Genomic DNA, 20293 nt, shown 5'->3' on the forward strand with positions numbered 1-20293 from the left:
TGGAGCATGATCTCCAGGACATCGGGAATCCGGCGGAAGGAGTCACATGGCAACCGGAACGGTGAAGGTACGCGGTGTCCGTCTCGCCTACAGCGACGAGGGCTCCGGGCCCGTCGTCCTCAACGCGCACGGCCTCTCCGCGAGCCGCGCCGCCGACCGCTCGCTCGGGCTGATCGACTGGTCGGCGCTGCCGGCCGCGGGGTTCCGGCTGATCTCCTACGACGCCCGCGGCCACGGCGAGTCCGAGGGGACCCCCGAACCCGGCACCTACCGGTGGGAGGCTCTGGCGGAGGACCTGCTGGCGGTCGCCGACCACTTCTCCCCCGGCGAGCCGGTGCGCGCCATGGGGGTGTCGATGGGGACCGCCACCATCCTGTCGGCGCTCGTCCGGGCCCCCGAGCGGTTCGCGGCGGTGGCGCTCGGGGCGCCGCCGACCGCCTGGGAGACCCGGGCCCCGCAGGGCGAGCTGTACGAGCAGTTCGCCGCGACCGCCGAGGAGGTCGGGCCCGAGGAGTTCGCGGCGCTGCTCGCCGAGGCACCGGTGCCGCCGATCTTCGAGGAGCTGCCCGGCTACCCCGGTGTGCCGTCCCTCGCTCATGAGCTGCTGCCCTCGGTGTTCCGGGGCGCGGGCGCCTCCGACCTGCCCGCCGGGGAGCTGATCGCCGGCGTGCGGGTGCCCGCGCTGATCCTCGCCTGGGACACCGACCCGGGCCACCCGCTGAGCACCGCCGAACGGCTCGACCGACTGCTGCCCGCCGCCACGCTGCACGTCTCGCGGACGACGGACGACATCGCGACCTGGGCGGGCCGGGCGGCGGCGTTCTTCGCCTGAGCGGCGGTCAGGGCGAGGAGGGCTCGCGGGGGTGGGAGCCGACGCGGGCCCGGAGGATCTCGACCGCCTCCCACTGTTCGGTGGTGAGGTTCGCGAGCGCCGCCGGGAACACCCCGTCCTGCTCCTTGAGGATGTGCTCACGCAGCAGGCCCAGGGTCTCCTCCAGCCGCCCCGGCCAGCCGGGGTCGGCCGGGGTGCCGTGCGCCGACTCGGCGAGCACCGCCTCGATCTCGCGGTGTTCCCCCTCCAGTTGTGCCATCTGGTCGGGGAAGTCGTCGGCCAGGGCGGGGAACAGGCCGTACTCCTCGACCAGGGTGTGCGGCGCGAGCACCGCGGCGATCTCGCGGGCGGCCCCCGCCATCGCGGCGAGGTCGCCGTCGCGCCGCGCGTCCCTGGCACGGCTGATGAGCGTCACGACCCGTTCGTGCTCCTGGGTCAGTTCGTCGATCGACTCCAGTGCCTGGCAGCCGCAGTACTCGCACATCGTGTGTCCCTCCTTCGCGGCCGGTGCCGTCAGCGCGTCTGGACCGCGGGCGTGCGCCGGGCGACCGCGCGGCGCACCCCGGTGCCGGTGAAGGCCAGGGCCGCCCCGGCGGTGAGCGCCAGCAGGAGCAGGCCGACCCCGTAGGAGCCGTACGCGCCGTACAGGGCGCCCATGACCAGCGGCGGCACGAAGCCGCCCAGTCCGCCCGCGGCGCCGACGATGCCGGTGACCGAGCCGACCTTGTTGGCGGGGGCGAGCAGGGCCACCAGGGCGAACACCGAGCCGCTGCCCGCGCCGAGCGCGGCGGCCATCAGCAGGAACGCCACGGTGCCGACGGGTGCCAGGGAGGGGGTGAAGGACTGTGCGACGGCCCCGAGGAGCACGAGGGCCAGCGCGCCGGCCGTCACCCGCACCGGTCCGACGCGGTCCGCGAGCCAGCCGCCGACCGGGCGCATCGCGACGGCCAGCAGCACGAACCCGGCCATCCGGTCGGCCGCGTCCTGCTGGGCGAGGGCGTAGCCGGTCTTGAGGTAGGTGGGCAGGTAGACGGAGAAGGCGACGTAGCCTCCGAACGCGACCGCGTAGAGCGCGGACGCCTGCCAGGTGACGCCCAGTCGGGACGCTGCGGCCAGCCGCGCGGCGAACGGCTCGGAAGGGACCGTACGGCCCGGGGCGTCCCGCAGCACCAGCAGCGCCAGGACCGCGTACACGGCGAGGACGGCGGCGGTGATCCAGAACGGGGTGGCCATGCCGTGGGCGTCGACCAGCTTGACGGTCGTGAGCGCGCTGATCGCCGTGCCGCCCATGCCGACGCCGAAGACGCCGATGGCGAGGCCCCTGCGCTCGGGCGGGAACCAGGCGTTGACGAAGGGCACGCCGACGGCGAACGCCGTGCCGCCGATGCCGAGGAAGAAGCCGCCCACCAGCAGCGCGCCGAGGGAGGAGTGTCCGGCCAGGCCCAGATAGAGCACCGGCACGATGGTCGCCGCGGACACCAGCGGGAACATCACCCGGCCGCCGTAGCGGTCGGTGAGCGCGCCGACGGGTACGCGCCCCAGCGAGCCCACCACGACCGGCACGGCGACCAGCAGCGACTGCTGGAACGAGCTGAGCCCCAGGCTGTCCTTGAAGCGGGGGCCGAGGGGGCTGAGCAGGGCCCATGCCCAGAAGTTCACGGCGAAGCCGATCGCCGCGACCGCCAGCATCAGCCATGCGCGGCCCGCGACCGGCGTGTGTGCCGCGGGAGTCGTGTTGTTGCTCGCAGATGACTGGAGCGTCATCTCGTTCCTCCTGATCGCAGTTCGACCGCTCGGGCGGCCCGTGATCAGCCTTTCGTGGGGCGCGTGCGCACACATGGGGCCGTCGGTTCCTCGCCGCGGCCCGACCGGGCCCGTGGGCGGGGACCGGTCGGGCCGTCCGGCGGCCGGGATTCAGGACCGTCGGGCCCCGTCCGCGGGCCCGGGACCCCGACCTGGGGCACGTTCGGGGGCGGGCCTTGGCGCGGGGCGGCGCGGCTGCCGGGCGCGGGCGCGCGGGGTGGGGACGCCGTCCGGGCCGTAGCCGAAGCGGATGAGCGCATGGGGGCAGTACTGCCGTTTCGGCTCGCACATGGCGGCCCTGAGGTCGGGCCACTCCATGGCCTGGTGCAGGACCGAGGTGCGCACGCCGTGCGCGGTGGCGGTCAGCAGGACGTGCTGCAGGGCCTGGCCCGCGCGCAGCCAGTCCTCCCGCCGGTCGTTCGCGGTCCACAACAGGGCGACCTGGGTGTGCCGTTCGAAGGTCACGGGCGGCAGGCGCCAGGCGGGCAGGGGGCCGGTGAAGTCCCGCACCGGCATCCGTCCCGCCGCGTCCAGCGGGCCGAGGGCGGTGAGCGGGATGCCGTAGGGGGAGCGCGTCCCGGGCGCGGTGATCCAGGCGCGGGCCTCGGCCGTGCGGGGCGCGCTGGCCCGGTTGCGGGCCTCGGCGAGGGCGGTCACGCGCAGCAGCCGGCGGGTGGCGGTGATGCCCGGTACGTAGAGCCGGGCGCCCTCCGTCCGTGCGGCCTCGGTCATCTCGGCGACGACGGATTCGGGGACCGGGCGGCCGGTGAACGGCAGGCGGCAGGTGTGCCGCAGCGGGATCGCGTCGTACAGGTCGGCGCACGGTCCCGGACCCTCATCGGGGCGGGGCGGGTCCAGGGGGTGGACGGTGGCCAGCAGGTCGGGACGCGCGGGGTCCGGGAGCAGGTCCGCGTACGGCCGGCCGCCCAGCCGGGCCGCGGCCAGCCGCAGGTTGAAGACGGCGGCGCCGACGGACACGTGCCGGGCGCGGCCCCTCGGGTCGGCCAGGGGCAGGGACCGTTCGGCGGCGGAGCGGACCTCGACCGTACGGGTGTCGGCGTTCCAGTACAGGCGCCAGGGCTGGGTGTTGTGGATCGACGGGGCGGCGGTGGCCGCCGTCAGCAGGGTGTCCGGCGTGGTGGTGTCCACGGCCTGGGTACGCATGGTGCCTCCTGTTCGTCCGCGAGCGCGGGCGACCCGTCGTTCCGGTGCCTGTCTCGCGGTGCGTCGGGGCGCCGCCCGCCCCGCCCCCGGCGGCGGGTGGCGCCGGGGGCGGGGCGGGCGGCGGGGTGGCGGGTCATGTCGCGGGCAGGGCGGTGGCGAGCAGGACGACGCCGAGGGAGCCGACCAGGGAGACGACGGCGAGCGCGCGGGCCAGTTCGGCACGGCCCCTGGCGTGGGCGAGGCCGTGGCCGCCCGCGGCGAGCATCACCACGACGAACAGGGCGAGTTTGCACACGAGGGTCCGCCCGTAGCCGGGGTCGGCGAGCGAGGCGAGGGTGACGCCCCGGTGCCGTGCCATCGCCCAGCCGGTGGCCAGTTGGAGGGGGAGGAAGAGCGCGCCGGTGAGCAGTCCGAAGCGGCGGCCGGCCTGCGCGGTGAAACGGTCCCTCTCCTCGGGGGCGAGCAGCCGCCGGGCCAGCGGCAGCACGACCAGGGTGAGCGCCAGTTGGCCGCCGACCCACAGCACGGCGCCGGTGACGTGCAGGAACCGCACGAACGACCAGAGGCCGACGCCTCCCATCTACCTCACCTCCACGACGCCGTGGGCGCCTGCCTCGGCGCGGCGCATGTCGTGGTCGACGAAGGAGTAGTGGCCGGGCGCGGGGAACACGGTCTCCACGAACCCGCCCTGCGCCGGGCCCAGGTCGAGCGCCTGCGAGCCCCCCGGGTCACCGGGCCTCAGCAGGTAGGCGCCCTCCTTGTAGACGGTGTCGAAGACGGTTCCGACGATGTGGAAGGTGACGCCGTCGCTGGGCCCCGCGGCCACCACCCAGAAGCGGGCCCGCTGTCCGGGCCGCACCGCGAGGGGTGCCTCGGCGTACTGGTCGGCCACGCCGTTGAACACCCAGGCGTCCGGGGTGTCCTGGCGCATCTTGGTCACCTGGGCGGTGCTGCCGGGGGTGCCGAGGTACAGCTCGGAGGAGACGAGGACGTACTCGTGGTCGACCTCGGCGAGGCCGGGCGGGTCGATGACGACGGCCCCGTACATGCCGTTGCCGATGTGCTGGAGCATGGGCGCGGTGGAGCAGTGGTACAGCCAGGCGCCGGCCCTGTCGGCGCGGAACCGGTAGACCAGTCGCTCGCCCGGCCGGATCGTGCGCATGGGGCCGTCGGGGGCGAGGGAGCCGGCGTGGAAGTCGATGCCGTGGCCCATGCCCTTGTCGTCGTTGACGAGGGTGACCTCGAAGACGTCGCCGACCCTGCCGTGCAGGGTGGGCCCCGGTGCGGTGCCGCCGAAGGTCCACATCCGCTGTCTCACCCCCGGGGCGACCTCGATCTCCCGGTGGGCGGCGTGCAGTTCGAGCCGGTGGACCGTGCCGCCCGGCACGGGTGGCAGGTCGGGGTCGCGGGCCGTCCAGCCCCGGGAGAAGTCCGCGGTCAGGTCGAGCGGGCCGCCGCCGGCCGCGGCGGACATGTGGTCGCCGTGCCCGGAGGAGCCGCTGTCGGTGCCCGCCGTACCGCCGGTGTCGCCCGTGCCGCCGGTGACGACGATGGCCATGGTCATCCCGGCGGCGCGGTGTCCGGGCAGGGTGCACCACGCCTGGCGGTCCTCGGTGACCGGGCCGAGGTCGAGGGTGCGGGTGGCGCCCCGGGACAGCAGCGGGGTGGCGGGGCCGTCCTGCACCTTGAGGTCGTGGCGCTGGGCGTCGTCGTTGGTGACCTTCAGACGCAGTGCGGTGCCTACGGGGACGCTGATCCGGGAGGGGCGGATGCGCATGTTCGCCAGGGTGACGGCGACGGTGCGCACGGCGGCGCCGGTACCGGTGGCGGTGCTCGTGCCGGTGTCCCCGGCGGTGGACGTGCCGGTGTCCTGGCCGCTGCCCGCGACCAGGACGGCGAGGACCGTGAGGACGGTCCCGGCCGCCGTACCGAGCAGGACCGGCCGCCGGGCGGGGCCTCCGGTGCGGGCGGAGTCGCCGGTGTGTGCGGGGTCGCCGGTGCGGGCGGCCGTCCCGCCGCGGACGAGGACCGTGACGACGAGCGCGAGGAAGGCCGCCCCGGCGAGGGCGGCCAGGACGGCGCCCGCGGTGCCCGCGGTGCCGGGCAGGGCCAGCAGCGCGACCGCGAGGTTGAGGGCGCACACCCGCGCCGGCCAGCCCTTCTCCAGTACGGCGCGCAGGGCGGCGCGTTCCTTCGGCCCGGCGCCGAGCACCACCGGCAGCAGATAGGTGAGGGCGCCGACGAGCACCTGGGCGACGAAGCCGACGAGCCACACCGGCACCAGACGGCCGATGCCCTCCTGGGCCCCGGTGAGGGTGCCGGTGGCGAGGATCACGGCGTCCGCGACGACCCCGGTCAGCAGCCACGCGGCGGCAGCGGCCAGGGTCCAGGCCGCTGCCGCCGAGATCGGGGGCCGGCGGCGCACCGTACGGGCGAACAGGTGCGCGGCGAGGGCCACGCCGACGGCGTACCCGCCGATTCCCGCGACGGCGGGCGGGCGCACTCCCGCGGCCAGGCCGGCGACCGCGATCAGCAGGCCGCCACCGGTCAGGACGAGGACCCAGCGGGCGGTCCGGGTGGTGCGGTCGGCCATGCGGACGCCGAGGACGGTGGGCCACAGCATGAACAGGGTGCCCAGGACCGGGAGTCCGATCCACCCGAGCAGCGTGACGTGGACGTGCGCGAGCCGCAGCCCGGCATGGTCGTGGGGGCCGGTGCGGCCGGTGGCGAGCAGCCAGCCGAGGACGGCGCCCGCGATCAGCGCGGCGGCGGCCGCCCGGTAGAAGCCGACGACGGGGGCGAGCCGTCCGCCGAGCGCGCCCCGGCCCATGCGGACCAGGACGACCAGGTGCGCGGTGACCGCGGCGACCAGCAGGGCGCAGGCGGCCCCGGTCAAGGCCGTGCTGTCCGCCCAGACCCCGCTCACCACACCCGCCACGGCGACGTTCACCGCGGCGAGCCTGAGGTCGCTGCGGCGTTCGTCGGGGACCTCGGCGTGCAGCAGGGCGACGGCGAAGTGCTCGCTCCACACGACGACGGCGGTCGTGGCGGCGCCCAGCAGGAACAGGTGGACGGCCAGCCAGCGGGCCACGGGCAGCGCGGGCTGGAGGGCGGCCGCGCACAGGGCGAGGACGAGCCAGCCCACCACCAGGACGTGGGCGCGCAGATGGCGGGCCTTCAGGGCGGTCCGGGCGCGCCGGGCGGGCGGCCGGCCCACGGTGCGGGCCGGGCCGCCCGGCCCGCCGGTCACGGTCATGGCGCGGCTCCTTCGGGGTCGCCGAGCAGCGCCGCCAGCTCCCGCTGGTGGGGGAAGGACCCGGGCCGGTAGTCGCACCAGGGTTCCTCGGCGTAGGGGTCGCCCGTCACGCCGTACGCACGGGAGCGGGAGCCGCCGCAGACGCGGCGGAACTCGCAGCTCCCGCAGCGGCCGGTGAGCCGGTCGGCGTCGCGCAGTCCGGTGAACAGCTCCGAGGTGCGGTAGATGTCCGGCAGGGTGCGGGTGCGCACGTCGCCGGCGTCCAGGGGCAGGAATCCGCTGGGGTGGACGGTGCCGGTGTGGGAGACGAACACGAAGCCGCGGCCCGCGTTGACGTCCAGCGGCGGGCGGCGGGCCCGGCGTTCCCCGGTGTGCAGGCCGAGTTCGGCGGCGCGGTCGCGCAACTCCCGGTAGAGCGGCCCGAGTCCGAGCACCTCGACGGGGTCCTCGCCGGTGTCGGTGAGGACCCGGCGCTGGAGGGAGACCCGGCGGAAGTGGTGGGCCTCGGTGGTCTTGGAGGGCACGGTGAGGCCCACGTCGTACACGAAGTTGAGCACGTCCTCGGTCTCGGCCGGGGTGAGCGAGCCGAGCCGGCGGCCACGGCCGGTGGGCACCAGGAAGAAGGCGCTCCAGGTGGTCGCGCCGTGGTCGCGGACGAGCCGTACGACGTCCGGCAGGTCGTGCAGGTTGTGCCGGGTGACGGTGGTGTTGATCTGGACCTTCAGGCCCAGTCCGCGGGCGGTGTCCCAGGCGTCCAGGGTCCACCCGTAGACGCCGGGCACCCCGCGGAAGCCGTCGTGCAGGTCGGCGGTGGAGCCGTCCAGGCTGAGCGACAGACCCACGGCTCCTGCCTCCTGCACCTCCTTCAGCCGCCGCGGGGTGAGCGTGGGGGTGCCGGAGGGCGACACGGCGACGTGGAGCCCGGCGTCGGTGCCGTAGGTGATGAGTTCCGCGAGGTCCTTGCGCTGGAACGGGTCGCCCCCGGTGATCACGAAGAGCGGGGCGGGCCGGCCGAACGCGGCGACCTGGCGCAGCAGTTCCTTGGCCGCGCCGGTGTCCAGCTCGCGCGGGTCGCGGTGCGGCACGGCCTCGGCGCGGCAGTGCAGACAGGCCAGCGGGCAGGCCCGGGTGGACTCCCAGATGACGATGAACGGCCGGTCCGCGACGTCCTGGTGCTGTCGGCGGACGGCTCGGCCGCGGTTCACCGCTCGCCCCGCGCGGCGTTCGTGCGGGGTGTTCGTCCGGCCGCCCGGGAGTCGGGGCAGACACGGTGGGCGGCCGGACGGTGACCGGGCCGGGCCGTGCGCGGCATCCGTGACGGGGGCCGGCGGTGGAGACGGCCGCACGGATGCCGGTTGCAGTGGTGCACGGGGTTCCTCCGGATCGGTCGCCGCTCAGTCTCCGGCAGCGGGCCGGGCGCCGCGGCGGCCGATCAGTCCTTCGTGGGTGGGCCGACGGTCCCCCGGCGGCGGGCCGGACGGCCCGGGGCCGCCGGGGGCCGCGGGGGACGGTGCGAGGGGTACGGCGCCGTCAGCGGCGGCCGTGGTCCAGGGAGCCGGCGGTGACGAGGAAGGCGGCGCCGGCTCCGGTGAGCAGGGCGCCGAGGCCGCCGACGAGGGTGGTGAGCTGCCACGCCTGGTAGGCGGAGAGCAGGGAGGCGCGCAGGATCTCGCCCATGAAGGCGGTCTGGCGCAGCCCGTTGAGCTTGTCGTTCTCGCCGTCGGCGGCGTGGACCTCGTCGGTGATCTCGGCGTAGGTGCGGCTGCCGGTGGCCTTGGCCAGGTGGTCCTTGATGAGCTCGGCGTACGCGTGGGCGTCCTCGCCGGTCTCGACGGTGCGGCCGGCGTATCCGGCGAGGTGGTCGGGCAGGCCGTGGCCGGGGAACCTGATCCGCTGGGCGGCCAGTTCGGCGCGTATCTCCCGGCGTCCGCTGCGGGCGCGCAGCAGCATGACCGGGCCTGCGGCGCCGAGGGCGAGGCCGACCGCGCCGATCAGGGTGCCGGTGCGGCGGTGCGCGGCGTTCATGACGTGGTGCACCTCGTTCCCGTCAGACGTGGCTGAGGCGCAGGCGCCAGGCCTCGGGGCCGCGTTCCAGGTATTCGACGGAGAACGCGCCGGGGCGGCGGTCCTCGATCTGGGCGAGCAGCGGGAGCGGGTCGTGCGGCGCGACGAGCACCATGGCGGCGCCGCCCGGTACGGCGTCCAGCGCGCCGAAGACCGCGGCGTGGCGCAGCGCGTGGGGCACGCCGCGGACGTCGAGTTCGGGTACGGCCTCCTCGTCGGCGCCGCCGCAGGCGCAGGCTCCGCCGCAGCCGCCGGTCTCCTCGTGGGTCATGGTGGTGTCCTTCCTGGTGTCGGTGGTGCCCGCGGTGTCCGTGGTGGGCGGGTCGGTGAGCCGGTCGTGCAGATGGGCGAGGAGGCCGGCCAGGGAGACGTCGGGTGCCGTGGCCAGCAGCGGCAGGACGAGGGTGGTCTCCTTGGCGGTGTGCTCCTCGAAGAGGACCTGGAGGGCGCGGGCGTCGGCGACGGCGTCGGCCGCGCTGGGCGCGGTGCGCAGGGAGTCGACGAGCGCGGCGAGACAGCGGTGTTCGGCGACGAGGCTCACGATCAGCAGCCGGGCGTCGGGCAGGACGCGGGCGGCCGGATAGAGGACCGCCTCCTCGGCCGCCGTGTGCGGCAGGACACCGCGTTCGCAGAAGGCCACGAGTCCGCGGCGCAGGCGTTCGGCGGCCTCGGGGTCCTTGCCGGCGGCGGTGGTCAGCAGCGCGACGCGGCCCGTCAGTTCCCCGGCCGTGCGGGCGTGGTGGGCCTCGGCGGTCTCCAGGGCCGTGGCGTCCTCCAGGGCGGACGCGAGGGTGAGAGCACTCATGCTGGTGTCTCCAGGGGGTGTCGACCGGCCGCGGCAGCCGGTGCGGGTGCTGGCGTCGTGGTCCGCCACGCTCCGGTACGACCGGAGCCCGGGGCGTGGCGGACCACCTGTCCGGCCGGTGACAGAGGGACGGCCGGACGGTGACCGGCCGAGGGATCGCCGCGTCGCCCGCACTGCCTGGTACGAGAAGACGTGGCCGGCGGGCGGTTGCGACGGTCCGTGCCGCCGCTCGGTCGGTCGTGTCACAGCTTCTCCGGGCGGCGCTCCCCGGAGCGTGGGCCTGCCGGACCCGACGGCGCCGCCGCTGGTCCTGCTTCGGCGCCCCTCACCAGGGCCGAACGGCCGGGCGCAACGGGGTAATTGGCCCGCGCCGACCACGGTGGGGGCCCTCGCGTGGACACCTGGCCGCGGTGGGGGCCCGCGCGTGGACACCCGGTCGCGGTCCGCCGCCGCCCCGATCGCCCGATCCCCTGATCGCCCGACCCGCTGATCGCCCGGATTCCCGGCGCGGGACCGGTCCCGCGCCGGGCGCTCCCGCGCGGGACCCACCGCGGCCGTATCGGGGTGGCCGACCGGTCACACCGTTTCACCTGGGCGTACGGGTCGCACGGGCCCGTCGTGGGCGGTGGGATCGGGCCGGTAGGACGGGCGGTGGGAGCCGATCGGCCCAAGGCCGGAGCGGGGGCGCGGACCTAGCGTCACGACCATGGAGAACGACCAGAGCGCACGGCCCGGACGGTCGCGCGGCGTCACACAGGACTGGCCACTGGCCGCACGCAGACTCCTCACCCGCAGTGAGGTCTCGGCCGACGGCAGGGCCGTGTTCGGCACGACCGACGGCACGTGGGAGGGCTTCTACCGCGACCGCTGGGCGCACGACAAGGTCGTACGCTCCACCCACGGGGTGAACTGCACGGGCTCCTGCTCGTGGATGGTGTACGTCAAGGACGGCATCATCACCTGGGAGCACCAGGCGACGGACTACCCGTCGATCGGCGCGGACTGCCCGGAGTACGAGCCGCGCGGCTGCCCCCGGGGCGCGTCGTTCTCCTGGTACACCTACTCGCCGAGCCGGGTGCGCTACCCGTACGTCCGGGGCACGCTGCTGAAGCTGTGGCGGGAGGCCCGGCGCCGGCTGGGCGACCCGGTGGCCGCCTGGGCGGAGATCACCGGCGATCCGGCCAGGGCCCGCGCCTACAAGCGGGCCCGCGGCAAGGGCGGCCTGGTGCGCGCCGACTGGGACGAGGTCACCGAGCTGATCGCCGCGGCCCATGTGCACACCGTGAAGACCTACGGTCCCGACCGGGTCGCGGGCTTCTCCCCCATCCCCGCGATGTCGATGGCGTCGTTCGCGGCCGGGTCCCGGTTCATGTCGCTGATCGGCGGCACGCTGCCGTCGTTCTACGACTGGTACGCGGACCTGCCGGTCGCCTCCCCGCAGGTCTTCGGCGACCAGACCGACGTCCCGGAGTCCGCGGACTGGTGGAACGCGCGCTATCTGATCATGTGGGGCGCCAACATCCCCGTGACGCGCACCCCGGACGCGCACTTCCTGACGGAGAGCCGGTACAACGGCACCAAGGTCGTCGCGGTCAGCCCCGACTACGCCGACAACGTCAAGCACGCCGACGAGTGGGTTGCCCCGCACCCGGGCACGGACGGCGCGCTGGCGATGGCCATGGGGCACGTGATCCTGCGCGAGTTCCTGGTCGACCGGGACGTGCCGTACTTCCGGCAGTACCTGCGCAGCTACACCGACGCGCCGTTCCTGATCACGCTGCGCGAGCAGGGGGACGGCCTGGTCCCCGACGGCTTCCTGACGGCGGCCGATCTGGGCCGGGACGGGGGGCACGAAGGGAACCACGAAGGGAACGGGGAGCGCGAGGAGAACGCCGACTCGAAGACGGTGCTGCTCGACCGGGCGACCGGTGAGCCCGTCGTGCCCAACGGTTCGCTCGGCTTCCGCTGGGCGAAGGGCGAGCAGGGCCGCTGGAACCTCGACCTCGGTGACGTGGAGCCCGAACTGAGCCTGCTGGAGCGGGCCGAGGAGACCGTGGAGGTCCTGCTGCCGCGTTTCGACGCGGGCGCCACGGAGGGCGGCTCGGTCATGGTGCGCGGTGTCCCGGTCCGCCGGATCGCGGGCCGCCGGGTGACGACGGTGTTCGACCTGATGCTCGCCCAGTACGGGGTGCGGCGCCCGGGGCTGCCCGGCTCCTGGCCCTCCTCGTACGACGACGCCTCGGAGCCGAACACGCCGGCCTGGCAGGAAACCATCACCTCCGTGCCCGCCGAGCAGGCGACGCGCATCGCCCGCGAGTTCGCCCGCAACGCCGAGCGGACCCGGGGGCGTTCGATGATCGCGCTCGGCGCGGGCACCAACCACTGGTTCCACTCCGACACGATGTACCGGGCGTTCCTGGCGCTGGTGACCATGACCGGCTGCCAGGGCGTGAACGGCGGCGGCTGGGCGCACTACGTCGGCCAGGAGAAGGTCCGTCCGCTCACCGGCTTCCAGCACCTGGCCTTCGCGTTCGACTGGCAGCGGCCCACCCGGCACATGGCGGGCACCTCCTACTGGTACCTGGCCACCGACCAGTGGCGCTACGACGCGTTCGGCCCCGACGAGCTGGCCTCCCCGCTGGGCGAGGGCCGGTTCGCGGGCCGCTCCACCGCGGACACCCTGGCGCAGGCGGTCCGGCTCGGCTGGACGCCGGGTCACCCGGGCTTCAACCGCAATCCGCTGGACCTGGCCGACGAGGCCGCGGCGGCGGGCCGCGAGGTGGCCGACCACGTCGTCGACGAACTCCGCTCGGGGCGGCTGCGGTTCGCCGCGGAGGACCCGGACGACCCGGCCAACTTCCCGCGGGTGCTGACCGTGTGGCGGGCCAATCTGCTGGGCTCCTCGGGCAAGGGCAACGAGTACTTCCTGCGCCATCTGCTGGGCGCCGACTCGTCCGTCCGCTCCGCCGAGACCCCGCCGGAGGGCCGGCCGAAGGAGGTGGTGTGGCGCGAGGAGGCCCCCGAGGGCAAGCTCGACCTGCTGGTCAGCATGGACTTCCGGATGACGTCGACCGGCCTGTTCTCCGACGTCGTGCTGCCGGCCGCCACCTGGTACGAGAAGGACGACCTGTCCAGCACGGACATGCACCCCTTCGTGCACGCCTTCACCCCGGCGATCGCCCCGCCCTGGCAGGCCCGCACGGACTACGACACGTTCCTCGCGATCGCCGACAGGTTCAGCGAGCTGGCCCGTGAGCACCTCGGCACCCGTACCGACGTGCTGGCCGTGCCGCTGATGCACGACACCCCCGACGAACTCGCCCAGCCGGGCGGGCGGGTCAGGGACTGGAAGGCCGGCGAGTGCGAGCCGGTGCCGGGCCGGACGATGCCCGGGCTGGTCGTCGTCGAGCGGGACTACACGGCCGTCGCGCAGAAGATGCGCGCGGTGGGCCCGCTCCTCGACACCCTGGGCACCACCACCAAGGGCGTCACCGTCCACCCCGACCAGGAGATCGAGCAGCTGCGGCGACGCTGCGGGACCGTACGCGACGGGGTCGCCGCGGGACGGCCGACGCTCGCCACCGCCTCCGACATGTGCGAAGCGATCCTCGCCCTGTCCGGCACCACCAACGGACGGCTGGCGACGGAGGGCTTCCGCGAACTGGAACGGCAGACCGGCAGCGAGGGCCTGGTGGAACTCGCCGCCGAGCGCGAGGCGGAGCGGATCACCTTCGCGGACGTCCGCACCCAGCCGCGTGCCGTGCTGACCTCCTACGAGTGGTCCGGCAGCGAGGCGGGCGGCCGCCGCTACTCCCCCTTCGTCATCAACGTCGAGCACCGCAAGCCCTGGCACACCCTGACCGGGCGGCAGCACTTCTTCCTCCAGCACCCCTGGGTCGCCGAACTCGGCGAGCAACTCCCCGTGTACCGGCCGCCGTTGAACGCCCCCCGGCACTACGGCGACGAGCGGCTGCACGAGGCGGGCCGCGCCGAGGTCACGGTCCGCTATCTGACCCCGCACTCCAAGTGGTCGATCCACTCCGAGTACCAGGACAACGCGTACATGCTGGCCCTGTCCCGGGGCGGCCCCGTGATCTGGATGTCCGCCGAGGACGCGGAGAAGATCGGCGTCAAGGACAACGAGTGGATCGAGGCGTACAACCGCAACGGCGTCGTCGTCGCCCGCGCGGTGGTCACGCACCGCATGCCCGAGGGCACGGTGTACATGTACCACGCCAAGGACCGCACGGTGAACGTGCCGAAGACCGAGGTCGGCGGCAGGCGCGGCGGCATCCACAACTCCCTGACCCGGCTGCTGGTCAAGCCCACCCATCTCGCGGGCGGCCAGGCCCAGTTCACCTACGCCTTCAACTACTACGGTCCCACCGGCAACCAGCGCGACGAGGTCACCGTCATCCGCCGCCGCTCCCAGGAGGTCGACTACTGATGCGCGTGATGGCCCAGATCGCGATGGTGATGAACCTCGACAAGTGCATCGGCTGCCACACCTGTTCGGTCACCTGCAAACAGACGTGGACCAACCGCACCGGCGTCGAGTACGCGTGGTTCAACAACGTCGAGACCAAACCCGGCGTCGGCTACCCGCGGCGCTACGAGGACCAGGAGCAGTGGAAGGGCGGCTGGGCGCTCGACCGGCGCGGCCGGCTGGTGCTGCGCTCGGGCGGCCGGCTCAAGCGGCTGCTGTCGCTGTTCTCCAACCCGGACCTGCCGAGCATCGAGGACTACTACGAGCCGGTGACGTACGACTACGACACCCTGCTCACCGCGCCCGCCGGACAGGACGTACCGGTGGCCCGGCCCCGCTCCGCGCTCACCGGCCGCCCCACCTCCATCACCTGGGGCGCCAACTGGGAGGACGACCTGGGCGGCGCTCCGGAGAACGCGGGCGGCGACCCCAACCTGACCGGCGAGTGGGCGCGGAGGGTGAAGTTCGAGTTCGAGCAGACCTTCATGTTCCACCTGCCCCGGCTGTGCGAGCACTGCCTCAACCCGGCCTGTGTGTCGGCCTGTCCGTCGGGTGCGATGTACAAGCGGGTGGAGGACGGCATCGTCCTCGTCGACCAGGACCGCTGCCGCGGCTGGCGGATGTGCGTGACGGCCTGCCCGTACAAGAAGGTGTACGTCAACCACGCCACCGGCAAGGCCGAGAAGTGCACCTTCTGCTTCCCGCGCATCGAGGCCGGGCAGCCCACGGTGTGCTCGGAGACCTGTGTGGGCCGGCTGCGCTACCTCGGTCTGCTGCTCTACGACGCGGACCGCGTCGGCGAGGCCGCCGCCACCCCCGACGAGCACGACCTGCTCGACGCCCAGCGCAACGTGTTCCTCGACCCGGACGACCCCGACGTCGTCGCGGCGGCGCGGGAGTCGGGGATCTCCGAGGACTGGCTGGCCGCCGCCCGCCGCTCCCCGGTGTACGCGCTGGTGTCGAAGTACAAGGTGGCGCTGCCGCTGCATCCGGAGTACCGGACGCTGCCGATGGTCTGGTACGTGCCGCCGCTCTCGCCCGTGCTGGACGCCGTCGGCGCGGCGGGCGGCGACCAGGACGACCCCGACCACGTCTTCGCGGCCGTCACCCGGCTGCGCATCCCGCTGGAGTACCTGGCGGAGCTGTTCACCGCCGGGGACACCGACATGGTCGCCGGGGTGCTGATGAAACTGACCGCGCTGCGCTCGTACATGCGGGAGCGTTCGCTCGGCGAGGCCGGCGACGAGGTCGCCCTGAAGGCCGCCGGGCTGACCGCGCGCGAGGCGGAGGACCTGCACCGGCTGCTGGCCGTCGCCAAGTACGCGGACCGGTACGTCGTGCCGGCCGCCCACAAGGAGGACGCCGCCGCGCTGACCGCGATGGAGAACCGCTGCCCCGTGGAGTCCTCCGGCGGTGGCACGCCGGCCGACGGCGGCGGCCGGGTCCTGCTCGGCATGCCCGGTCTGCGCCGCCGTACGTCCGAGAAGTCCACCGGAGGCCCCGCGTGAACGCCCGTCCCACCACCGCCGACGGCAGGGTCCGCACCCGGGTCCGGGCGGCCCTGCGCCGCCAGGACCGCCCCGCCCGCCAGGAGCCGCTCACCCCGGAGGAGGCCGAGACCCGCTCCCTGCACCTGCGGCTGATGTCCCTGCTGCTCCAGTACCCGGACGCCGACCTCGCCGCGGCACGGCAGGTGCTCGGCAGCACCGTGGACGCGCTGCCGCCCTCCCCCGCCGCGGAGCGGCTGGCCCAGTTCACCGCCTGGTTCGCCGGCCAGGACACGGACGCGCTGGAGCGGCACTACGTCGAGACGTTCGACCTGCGCCGCCGCAGCAGTCTCTACCTCACCTACTACCTGCACGGCGACACCCGCCGCCGCGGCACGGCCCTGCTCACCCTCGCCCAGCGCTACCGCGCGAACGGCTGGTCCATCGGCGAGGGCGGCGCGGAGCTGCCCGACCACCTGCCGGTCGTCCTGGAGTTCGCCGCGCTCGCCGGGCCGGGTGCCGGTGAGGCCCCGCTGCGCCAGCACCGGCGCGGCATCGAACTGATCCACCGCGCCCTGACGGACGCCGGCTCGCCCTACCGGCACGTGCTGGCCGCGCTGATCGAGCTGCTGCCGCCGGCGAGCGAGGCCGATCTGCGGGCCGTGGAGGAGCTGGCCGCACAGGGCCCGCCGGCCGAGGAGGTCGGTCTCGACCCGTACGGGGCGGGCGAGTTCGCGCCGCCCGGCGCGTTCGTCCCGCCGCAGCAGGCCCCGCCCACCCTCGTGCCGCCCCCCTCCACCCCGGAAGGCTCCCGATGAGCACCGCCGCCGCACTCGCCGCCACGAGCGGCGCCGACCTCCTGCTGTGGGTCGCCGTCCCCTACGTCTGCCTCGCCGTGTTCGTCGTCGGGCACGTGTGGCGCTACCGCCAGGACCAGTTCGGCTGGACCTCCCGCACCTCGCAGCTCCTCGAACACCGCTGGCTGCGCTGGGGCAACCCGCTGTTCCACCTCGGCGCGTTCATGGTGATCGGCGGGCACGTGGTGGGGCTCGCGGTGCCCGCGTCCTGGACCGAGCGGGCCGGCATCAGCGAGCACCAGTACCACACCACGGCCGTGTGGGCCGGTTCGGTCGCCGGGCTCACCATGGTCGTCGGGCTCGCCATGCTGTGCGCCCGCCGCCTCCTGTCCCCGCGCATCCGGCTGGGCACCGACCGCAGCGACAAGGTGCTCTTCCCGCTGCTGTCGCTCACGGTGCTGCTCGGCATCGCCGCCACCGCCGCCCACAACGTCTTCGGCGGGGGCTACGACTACCGCGCCACCGTGTCCGTCTGGTTCCGGAGCGTCCTCACCTTCCAGCCGCAGCCGGAGGCCGTCTCCGGCGCCCCGCTCCTGTTCCAGTTGCACGCCCTGAGCGCCTGTCTGCTCTTCGCCGTGTGGCCCTTCACCCGGCTCGTCCACGTGTGGAGCGCGCCCATCGGCTACCTCGCCCGCCCCTACCTGGTCTACCGGCGGCGCGCCGCCACCCGGCCGGCCGCGCCGCGCACCGCCGCAGGCCCCCGGCGCGCCGCATGAGTCCGACGGCGACGGCGGTGCCCGCTCGGCGCATCGGCTGGATCGTCACCGGCGCCGGCGTCCTCGGCTGGCTCGCCGCCTTCCAGCTCACCGTGGACGACTGGCGTGTCCTCAAGGACCCCACCTACCGGTTGTCGTGCGACATCAGCCCGGTGGTGGGGTGCGGCACCGCCATGGAGAGCTGGCAGGGGAACCTGCTCGGCTTCCCCAACATGCTGCTGGGCCTGGCCGCGTTCGCCGCCGTGATCACCCTCGGTCTGACCGTACTGACCGGGGGCCGGCTGCACCGGTGGATGTGGCTCGCCCTCAACGCCGGGGCGCTGGTGGGCATCGGGTTCGTGCACTGGCTGATCTGGCAGTCGCTGTACGACCTCGGCCGGCTGTGCCCGTACTGCGCCGTGGTGTGGGTCGCCACCATCGCCCTGTTCTGGTACGTGACGCTGCACAACCTGGAACACGGTGTCGTCCCCCTGTCCCGCAGGGGCCGGGTGGTGCTCGGCGTGGTGCGGGAGAGCCACTGGCTGCTGCTGGCCGGCTGGTACGGCGTGATCGTGCTGCTCGTCCTGACCCGCTTCTGGACGTACTGGAGCGGCCTGCTCTGAGGCTGCCCCGTCGGCCCACCGCCTTGGGACGTTCGGCCCCCCTGCGCCCCGGGACCCGCGCATTAGGTTCACCTCAGTAGAGCTCGTGCGCACAGCAGAGAGCGAGGCCCACCCATGGCGCCCAGGAACGACGACCGCCCGCTCGCCGAGAGCATGCCCTTCCCCGGGGAGGGCCTCGACCCCTCCCGGATACCCGGCCACTGGCTGCTGGCCCGGCTGGGCAAGCGTGTCCTGCGGCCGGGCGGGCTGGGGATGACCCGGTGGATGCTCGACACGCTGGCGGTCGGTCCCGACGACCGGGTGGTGGAGCTGGCCGCCGGGCTCGGTTCCACCGCCCGGCTCGCCCTGCGCGCCGCGCCCGCCGCCTACACCGCCGTCGACCGCGACCCGGACGCCGTGGCCCGCCTCGGCACCCTCACCGGTCCGGGCCCCACGCAGATCGCCGCCGTACGGGCCGACGCCGCGCGCACCGGGATGCCCGCGGGGAGCGCCACCGTCGTGTACGGGGAGGCCATGCTGACCATGCAGCCGGAGCCCGCCAAGCGGCGGATCGTGCGGGAGGCGCTGCGGCTGCTGGCCGACAGCACCGGCCGGTACGCCGTCCACGAACTGTGCCTCGTGCCCGACGACATCGACCCGGCGCTCGCGGCCCGGATCACGGCCGACCTGGCCGAGGCCATCCACGCCGGCGCCCGGCCGCTGACCGCGGGCGGCTGGCGCGACCTGCTGGCCGCCGAGGGCTTCACCGTCGTCGACCGGCGCACCGCGCCCATGGCGCTGCTCGAACCGCACCGGCTGATCGCCGACGAGGGGCTGTCGGCCGCCCTGGGCATCGCCGGCCGCACGCTGCGCAGCCCGGCCGCCCGGCGCCGGGTGCTGCACATGCGCGGGGTGTTCCAGCGGCACCGGGACTACCTCGGCGCCATCGGCCTGGTGGCCCGGCCGACCCGGATCTTCTGAAGCCTTCGTGACCCCGTGGGGAGAAGTTCATGTCCGACGTCTCTGCCGTCTCCCGGCCCGCCACCGTCATCGCCGATCCGGTGGCCGAGCTCCCGCTGCCCGAGGACGGCACCCTCAGCCGCGTCCTGTACCGGGATGAGCGGGTGCGCGTGGTCGGTTTCGCGTTCGCCGCGGGCCAGGAGCTGACCGAGCACTCCTCGGCCCTGCCCGTGGTCATCCAGGTCCTGCGGGGCCGGCTGGACCTGGTCCTCGGCGAGGAGCGGACCACGGCGGAGCCGGGTGCCTGGATCCGTCTGCCGGCCCGGCTGCCGCACACGGTACGGGCGGTGGAGCCGTCGGTGATGCTGCTGACGATGCTGTCGGGACCCCTGGGACCATCGGCCCCTTCGGAGCCGTCGGCCGGGTGACCCGCCCGTGCGCGCCGCCCGGTCACCGGTGGCCACCGGCGGTGCGCTGATCGCGGGCGTGACAACGGGCGGTGTGCCTCTGCATGCGGGTGGCACACCGCCCGTCGTGCTGCCCGGCACCGTGTCAGGGTGTGCCGGGGTCTGCGGGGGTCCTAGCGGCGGGGGCCGCGCTCACCGTCGAAACGCCGGTCACGGTCGCCGTCGAAGCGCCGGTCGCCGTCACGGCGGTCGCGGCCACCGTCGTAGTAGCGGTCGTCGCCCCGGTAGCGGTTGTCGCGGTCGTTGCCCCAGTACCGGTTGTCCCGGTCGTTGCCGCGGTACCGGTTGTCACGGTCGTTGCCGCCGAAGCGGCGGCCCCAGGAGGCGTCGTCGACGAGCCGGCCGCGGTTGTCGCGCAGCGTGGCCCTGTCGTTGTCGTCCCAGATGTAGCGGCTGCGGTCCTGGTACACGTCCCTGCGGGTGTCCCGGCCCTGACCGGTGTGGACGCGGACGGTCGAGCCGCCGTCGAGCCGGAGCCGGCGGAAGGTGTAGGTGTTGCCGTCCCGGTCGGACAGGCGCCAGCCGTTCAGGTTCACGGCCCGGCGGGAGGTGTTGCGGATGTCGACCCACTCGCTGTTCAGCGAGCGGTTGGAGCGGTCGTCCCGGCCCGGGGAGTCGTACTGGACGGCACCGATCGACACGGGGCCCCGACTCGGACGTGCCTGCTGCTCGGCCGCCGTCGCGGGCAGTACCGCCGCGCCCACCACGGCCGCGGCCACGGCGGCGGCAGCGGTCAGGCGGCGGGCGATCACGGAAACGGACACAAGTTCCCCTTTCGCAGGGTCTGCGCACGTCGGTGCGCGGAACCAATCGGC

At 74.5% G+C, this 20293-nt stretch carries 17 protein-coding genes; 8 read left to right on the plus strand and 9 right to left on the minus strand.

The features are described 5' to 3' along the window. Positions 1-46 precede the first annotated feature (46 nt). Positions 47-832, plus strand: coding sequence for an alpha/beta fold hydrolase (locus AB0F77_RS04150; RefSeq protein ID WP_361941082.1), 786 nt, complete (start codon positions 47-49; stop codon positions 830-832). A gap of 7 nt (positions 833-839) precedes the next feature. Here AB0F77_RS04150 and AB0F77_RS04155 read toward each other — a convergent pair whose 3' ends face one another. The 8 genes from AB0F77_RS04155 to AB0F77_RS04190 form a co-directional block, all read right to left on the minus strand. Then, positions 840-1316, minus strand: coding sequence for a hemerythrin domain-containing protein (locus AB0F77_RS04155; protein ID WP_361941085.1), 477 nt, complete (start codon positions 1314-1316; stop codon positions 840-842). A 29-nt stretch (positions 1317-1345) separates the two neighbouring features. Next, on the minus strand, positions 1346-2596 hold the full coding sequence (locus tag AB0F77_RS04160) for a NarK/NasA family nitrate transporter (RefSeq protein WP_361941088.1): 1251 nt from the start codon (positions 2594-2596) through the stop codon (positions 1346-1348). A gap of 150 nt (positions 2597-2746) precedes the next feature. Next, positions 2747-3799 carry a nitroreductase family protein gene (locus AB0F77_RS04165; RefSeq protein ID WP_361941091.1) on the minus strand — a complete coding sequence of 351 codons (1053 nt, stop codon included), beginning with the start codon at positions 3797-3799 and terminating at the stop codon, positions 2747-2749. Positions 3800-3932: 133 nt separating this feature from the next. Next, positions 3933-4379, minus strand: a complete 447-nt coding sequence (locus tag AB0F77_RS04170; protein WP_361941094.1) for a hypothetical protein — start codon at positions 4377-4379, stop codon at positions 3933-3935. After that, positions 4380-7055 (minus strand): multicopper oxidase domain-containing protein, encoded by a 2676-nt coding sequence (locus tag AB0F77_RS04175; RefSeq protein WP_361941097.1) that lies wholly within the window; start codon positions 7053-7055, stop codon positions 4380-4382. It abuts the gene before it with no gap. After that, complete coding sequence (locus AB0F77_RS04180; protein WP_361941100.1) at positions 7052-8260, minus strand: TIGR04053 family radical SAM/SPASM domain-containing protein; 1209 nt, start codon at positions 8258-8260, stop codon at positions 7052-7054. Before AB0F77_RS04180 ends, AB0F77_RS04175 begins: the two co-directional genes overlap by 4 nt. A 325-nt stretch (positions 8261-8585) precedes the next feature. Continuing rightward, on the minus strand, positions 8586-9080 hold the full coding sequence (locus AB0F77_RS04185) for a hypothetical protein (protein ID WP_361941103.1): 495 nt from the start codon (positions 9078-9080) through the stop codon (positions 8586-8588). Between the two features lie 22 nt (positions 9081-9102). Further along, complete coding sequence (locus AB0F77_RS04190; RefSeq protein WP_361941106.1) at positions 9103-9924, minus strand: DUF2249 domain-containing protein; 822 nt, start codon at positions 9922-9924, stop codon at positions 9103-9105. A 706-nt stretch (positions 9925-10630) separates the two neighbouring features. Between AB0F77_RS04190 and AB0F77_RS04195 the strand changes: the two genes are divergently transcribed. The 7 genes from AB0F77_RS04195 (at position 10631) to AB0F77_RS04225 (ending at position 19439) form a co-directional block, all read left to right on the plus strand. Continuing rightward, entirely contained in the window at positions 10631-14371 is a 3741-nt protein-coding gene (locus tag AB0F77_RS04195; protein ID WP_361941109.1) for a nitrate reductase subunit alpha, read from the plus strand. Further along, positions 14371-15918, plus strand: coding sequence for a nitrate reductase subunit beta (gene narH, locus AB0F77_RS04200; protein WP_361941112.1), 1548 nt, complete (start codon positions 14371-14373; stop codon positions 15916-15918). Before AB0F77_RS04195 ends, narH begins: the two co-directional genes overlap by 1 nt. Then, entirely contained in the window at positions 15915-16715 is an 801-nt protein-coding gene (gene narJ, locus AB0F77_RS04205) for a nitrate reductase molybdenum cofactor assembly chaperone (protein ID WP_361941115.1), read from the plus strand. The genes narH and narJ overlap by 4 nt, the downstream gene beginning before the upstream one ends. Beyond that, entirely contained in the window at positions 16712-17470 is a 759-nt protein-coding gene (narI, locus tag AB0F77_RS04210) for a respiratory nitrate reductase subunit gamma (protein WP_361941118.1), read from the plus strand. Before narJ ends, narI begins: the two co-directional genes overlap by 4 nt. Next, entirely contained in the window at positions 17467-18072 is a 606-nt protein-coding gene (locus AB0F77_RS04215; RefSeq protein WP_361941121.1) for a vitamin K epoxide reductase family protein, read from the plus strand. The genes narI and AB0F77_RS04215 overlap by 4 nt, the downstream gene beginning before the upstream one ends. A gap of 114 nt (positions 18073-18186) precedes the next feature. Beyond that, positions 18187-19032 (plus strand): class I SAM-dependent methyltransferase, encoded by an 846-nt coding sequence (locus tag AB0F77_RS04220; protein ID WP_361941123.1) that lies wholly within the window; start codon positions 18187-18189, stop codon positions 19030-19032. A gap of 29 nt (positions 19033-19061) precedes the next feature. Beyond that, entirely contained in the window at positions 19062-19439 is a 378-nt protein-coding gene (locus tag AB0F77_RS04225; RefSeq protein WP_361941126.1) for a cupin domain-containing protein, read from the plus strand. Between the two features lie 152 nt (positions 19440-19591). On the opposite strand, the gene AB0F77_RS04230 is transcribed toward AB0F77_RS04225, so the two are convergent. Then, positions 19592-20242 carry a lamin tail domain-containing protein gene (locus AB0F77_RS04230; protein ID WP_361941128.1) on the minus strand — a complete coding sequence of 217 codons (651 nt, stop codon included), beginning with the start codon at positions 20240-20242 and terminating at the stop codon, positions 19592-19594. Positions 20243-20293: the final 51 nt, after the last annotated feature.

Origin of the sequence: Streptomyces sp. NPDC026672 (assembly GCF_040638185.1) — a bacterium.
Lineage (GTDB): Bacteria > Actinomycetota > Actinomycetes > Streptomycetales > Streptomycetaceae > Streptomyces.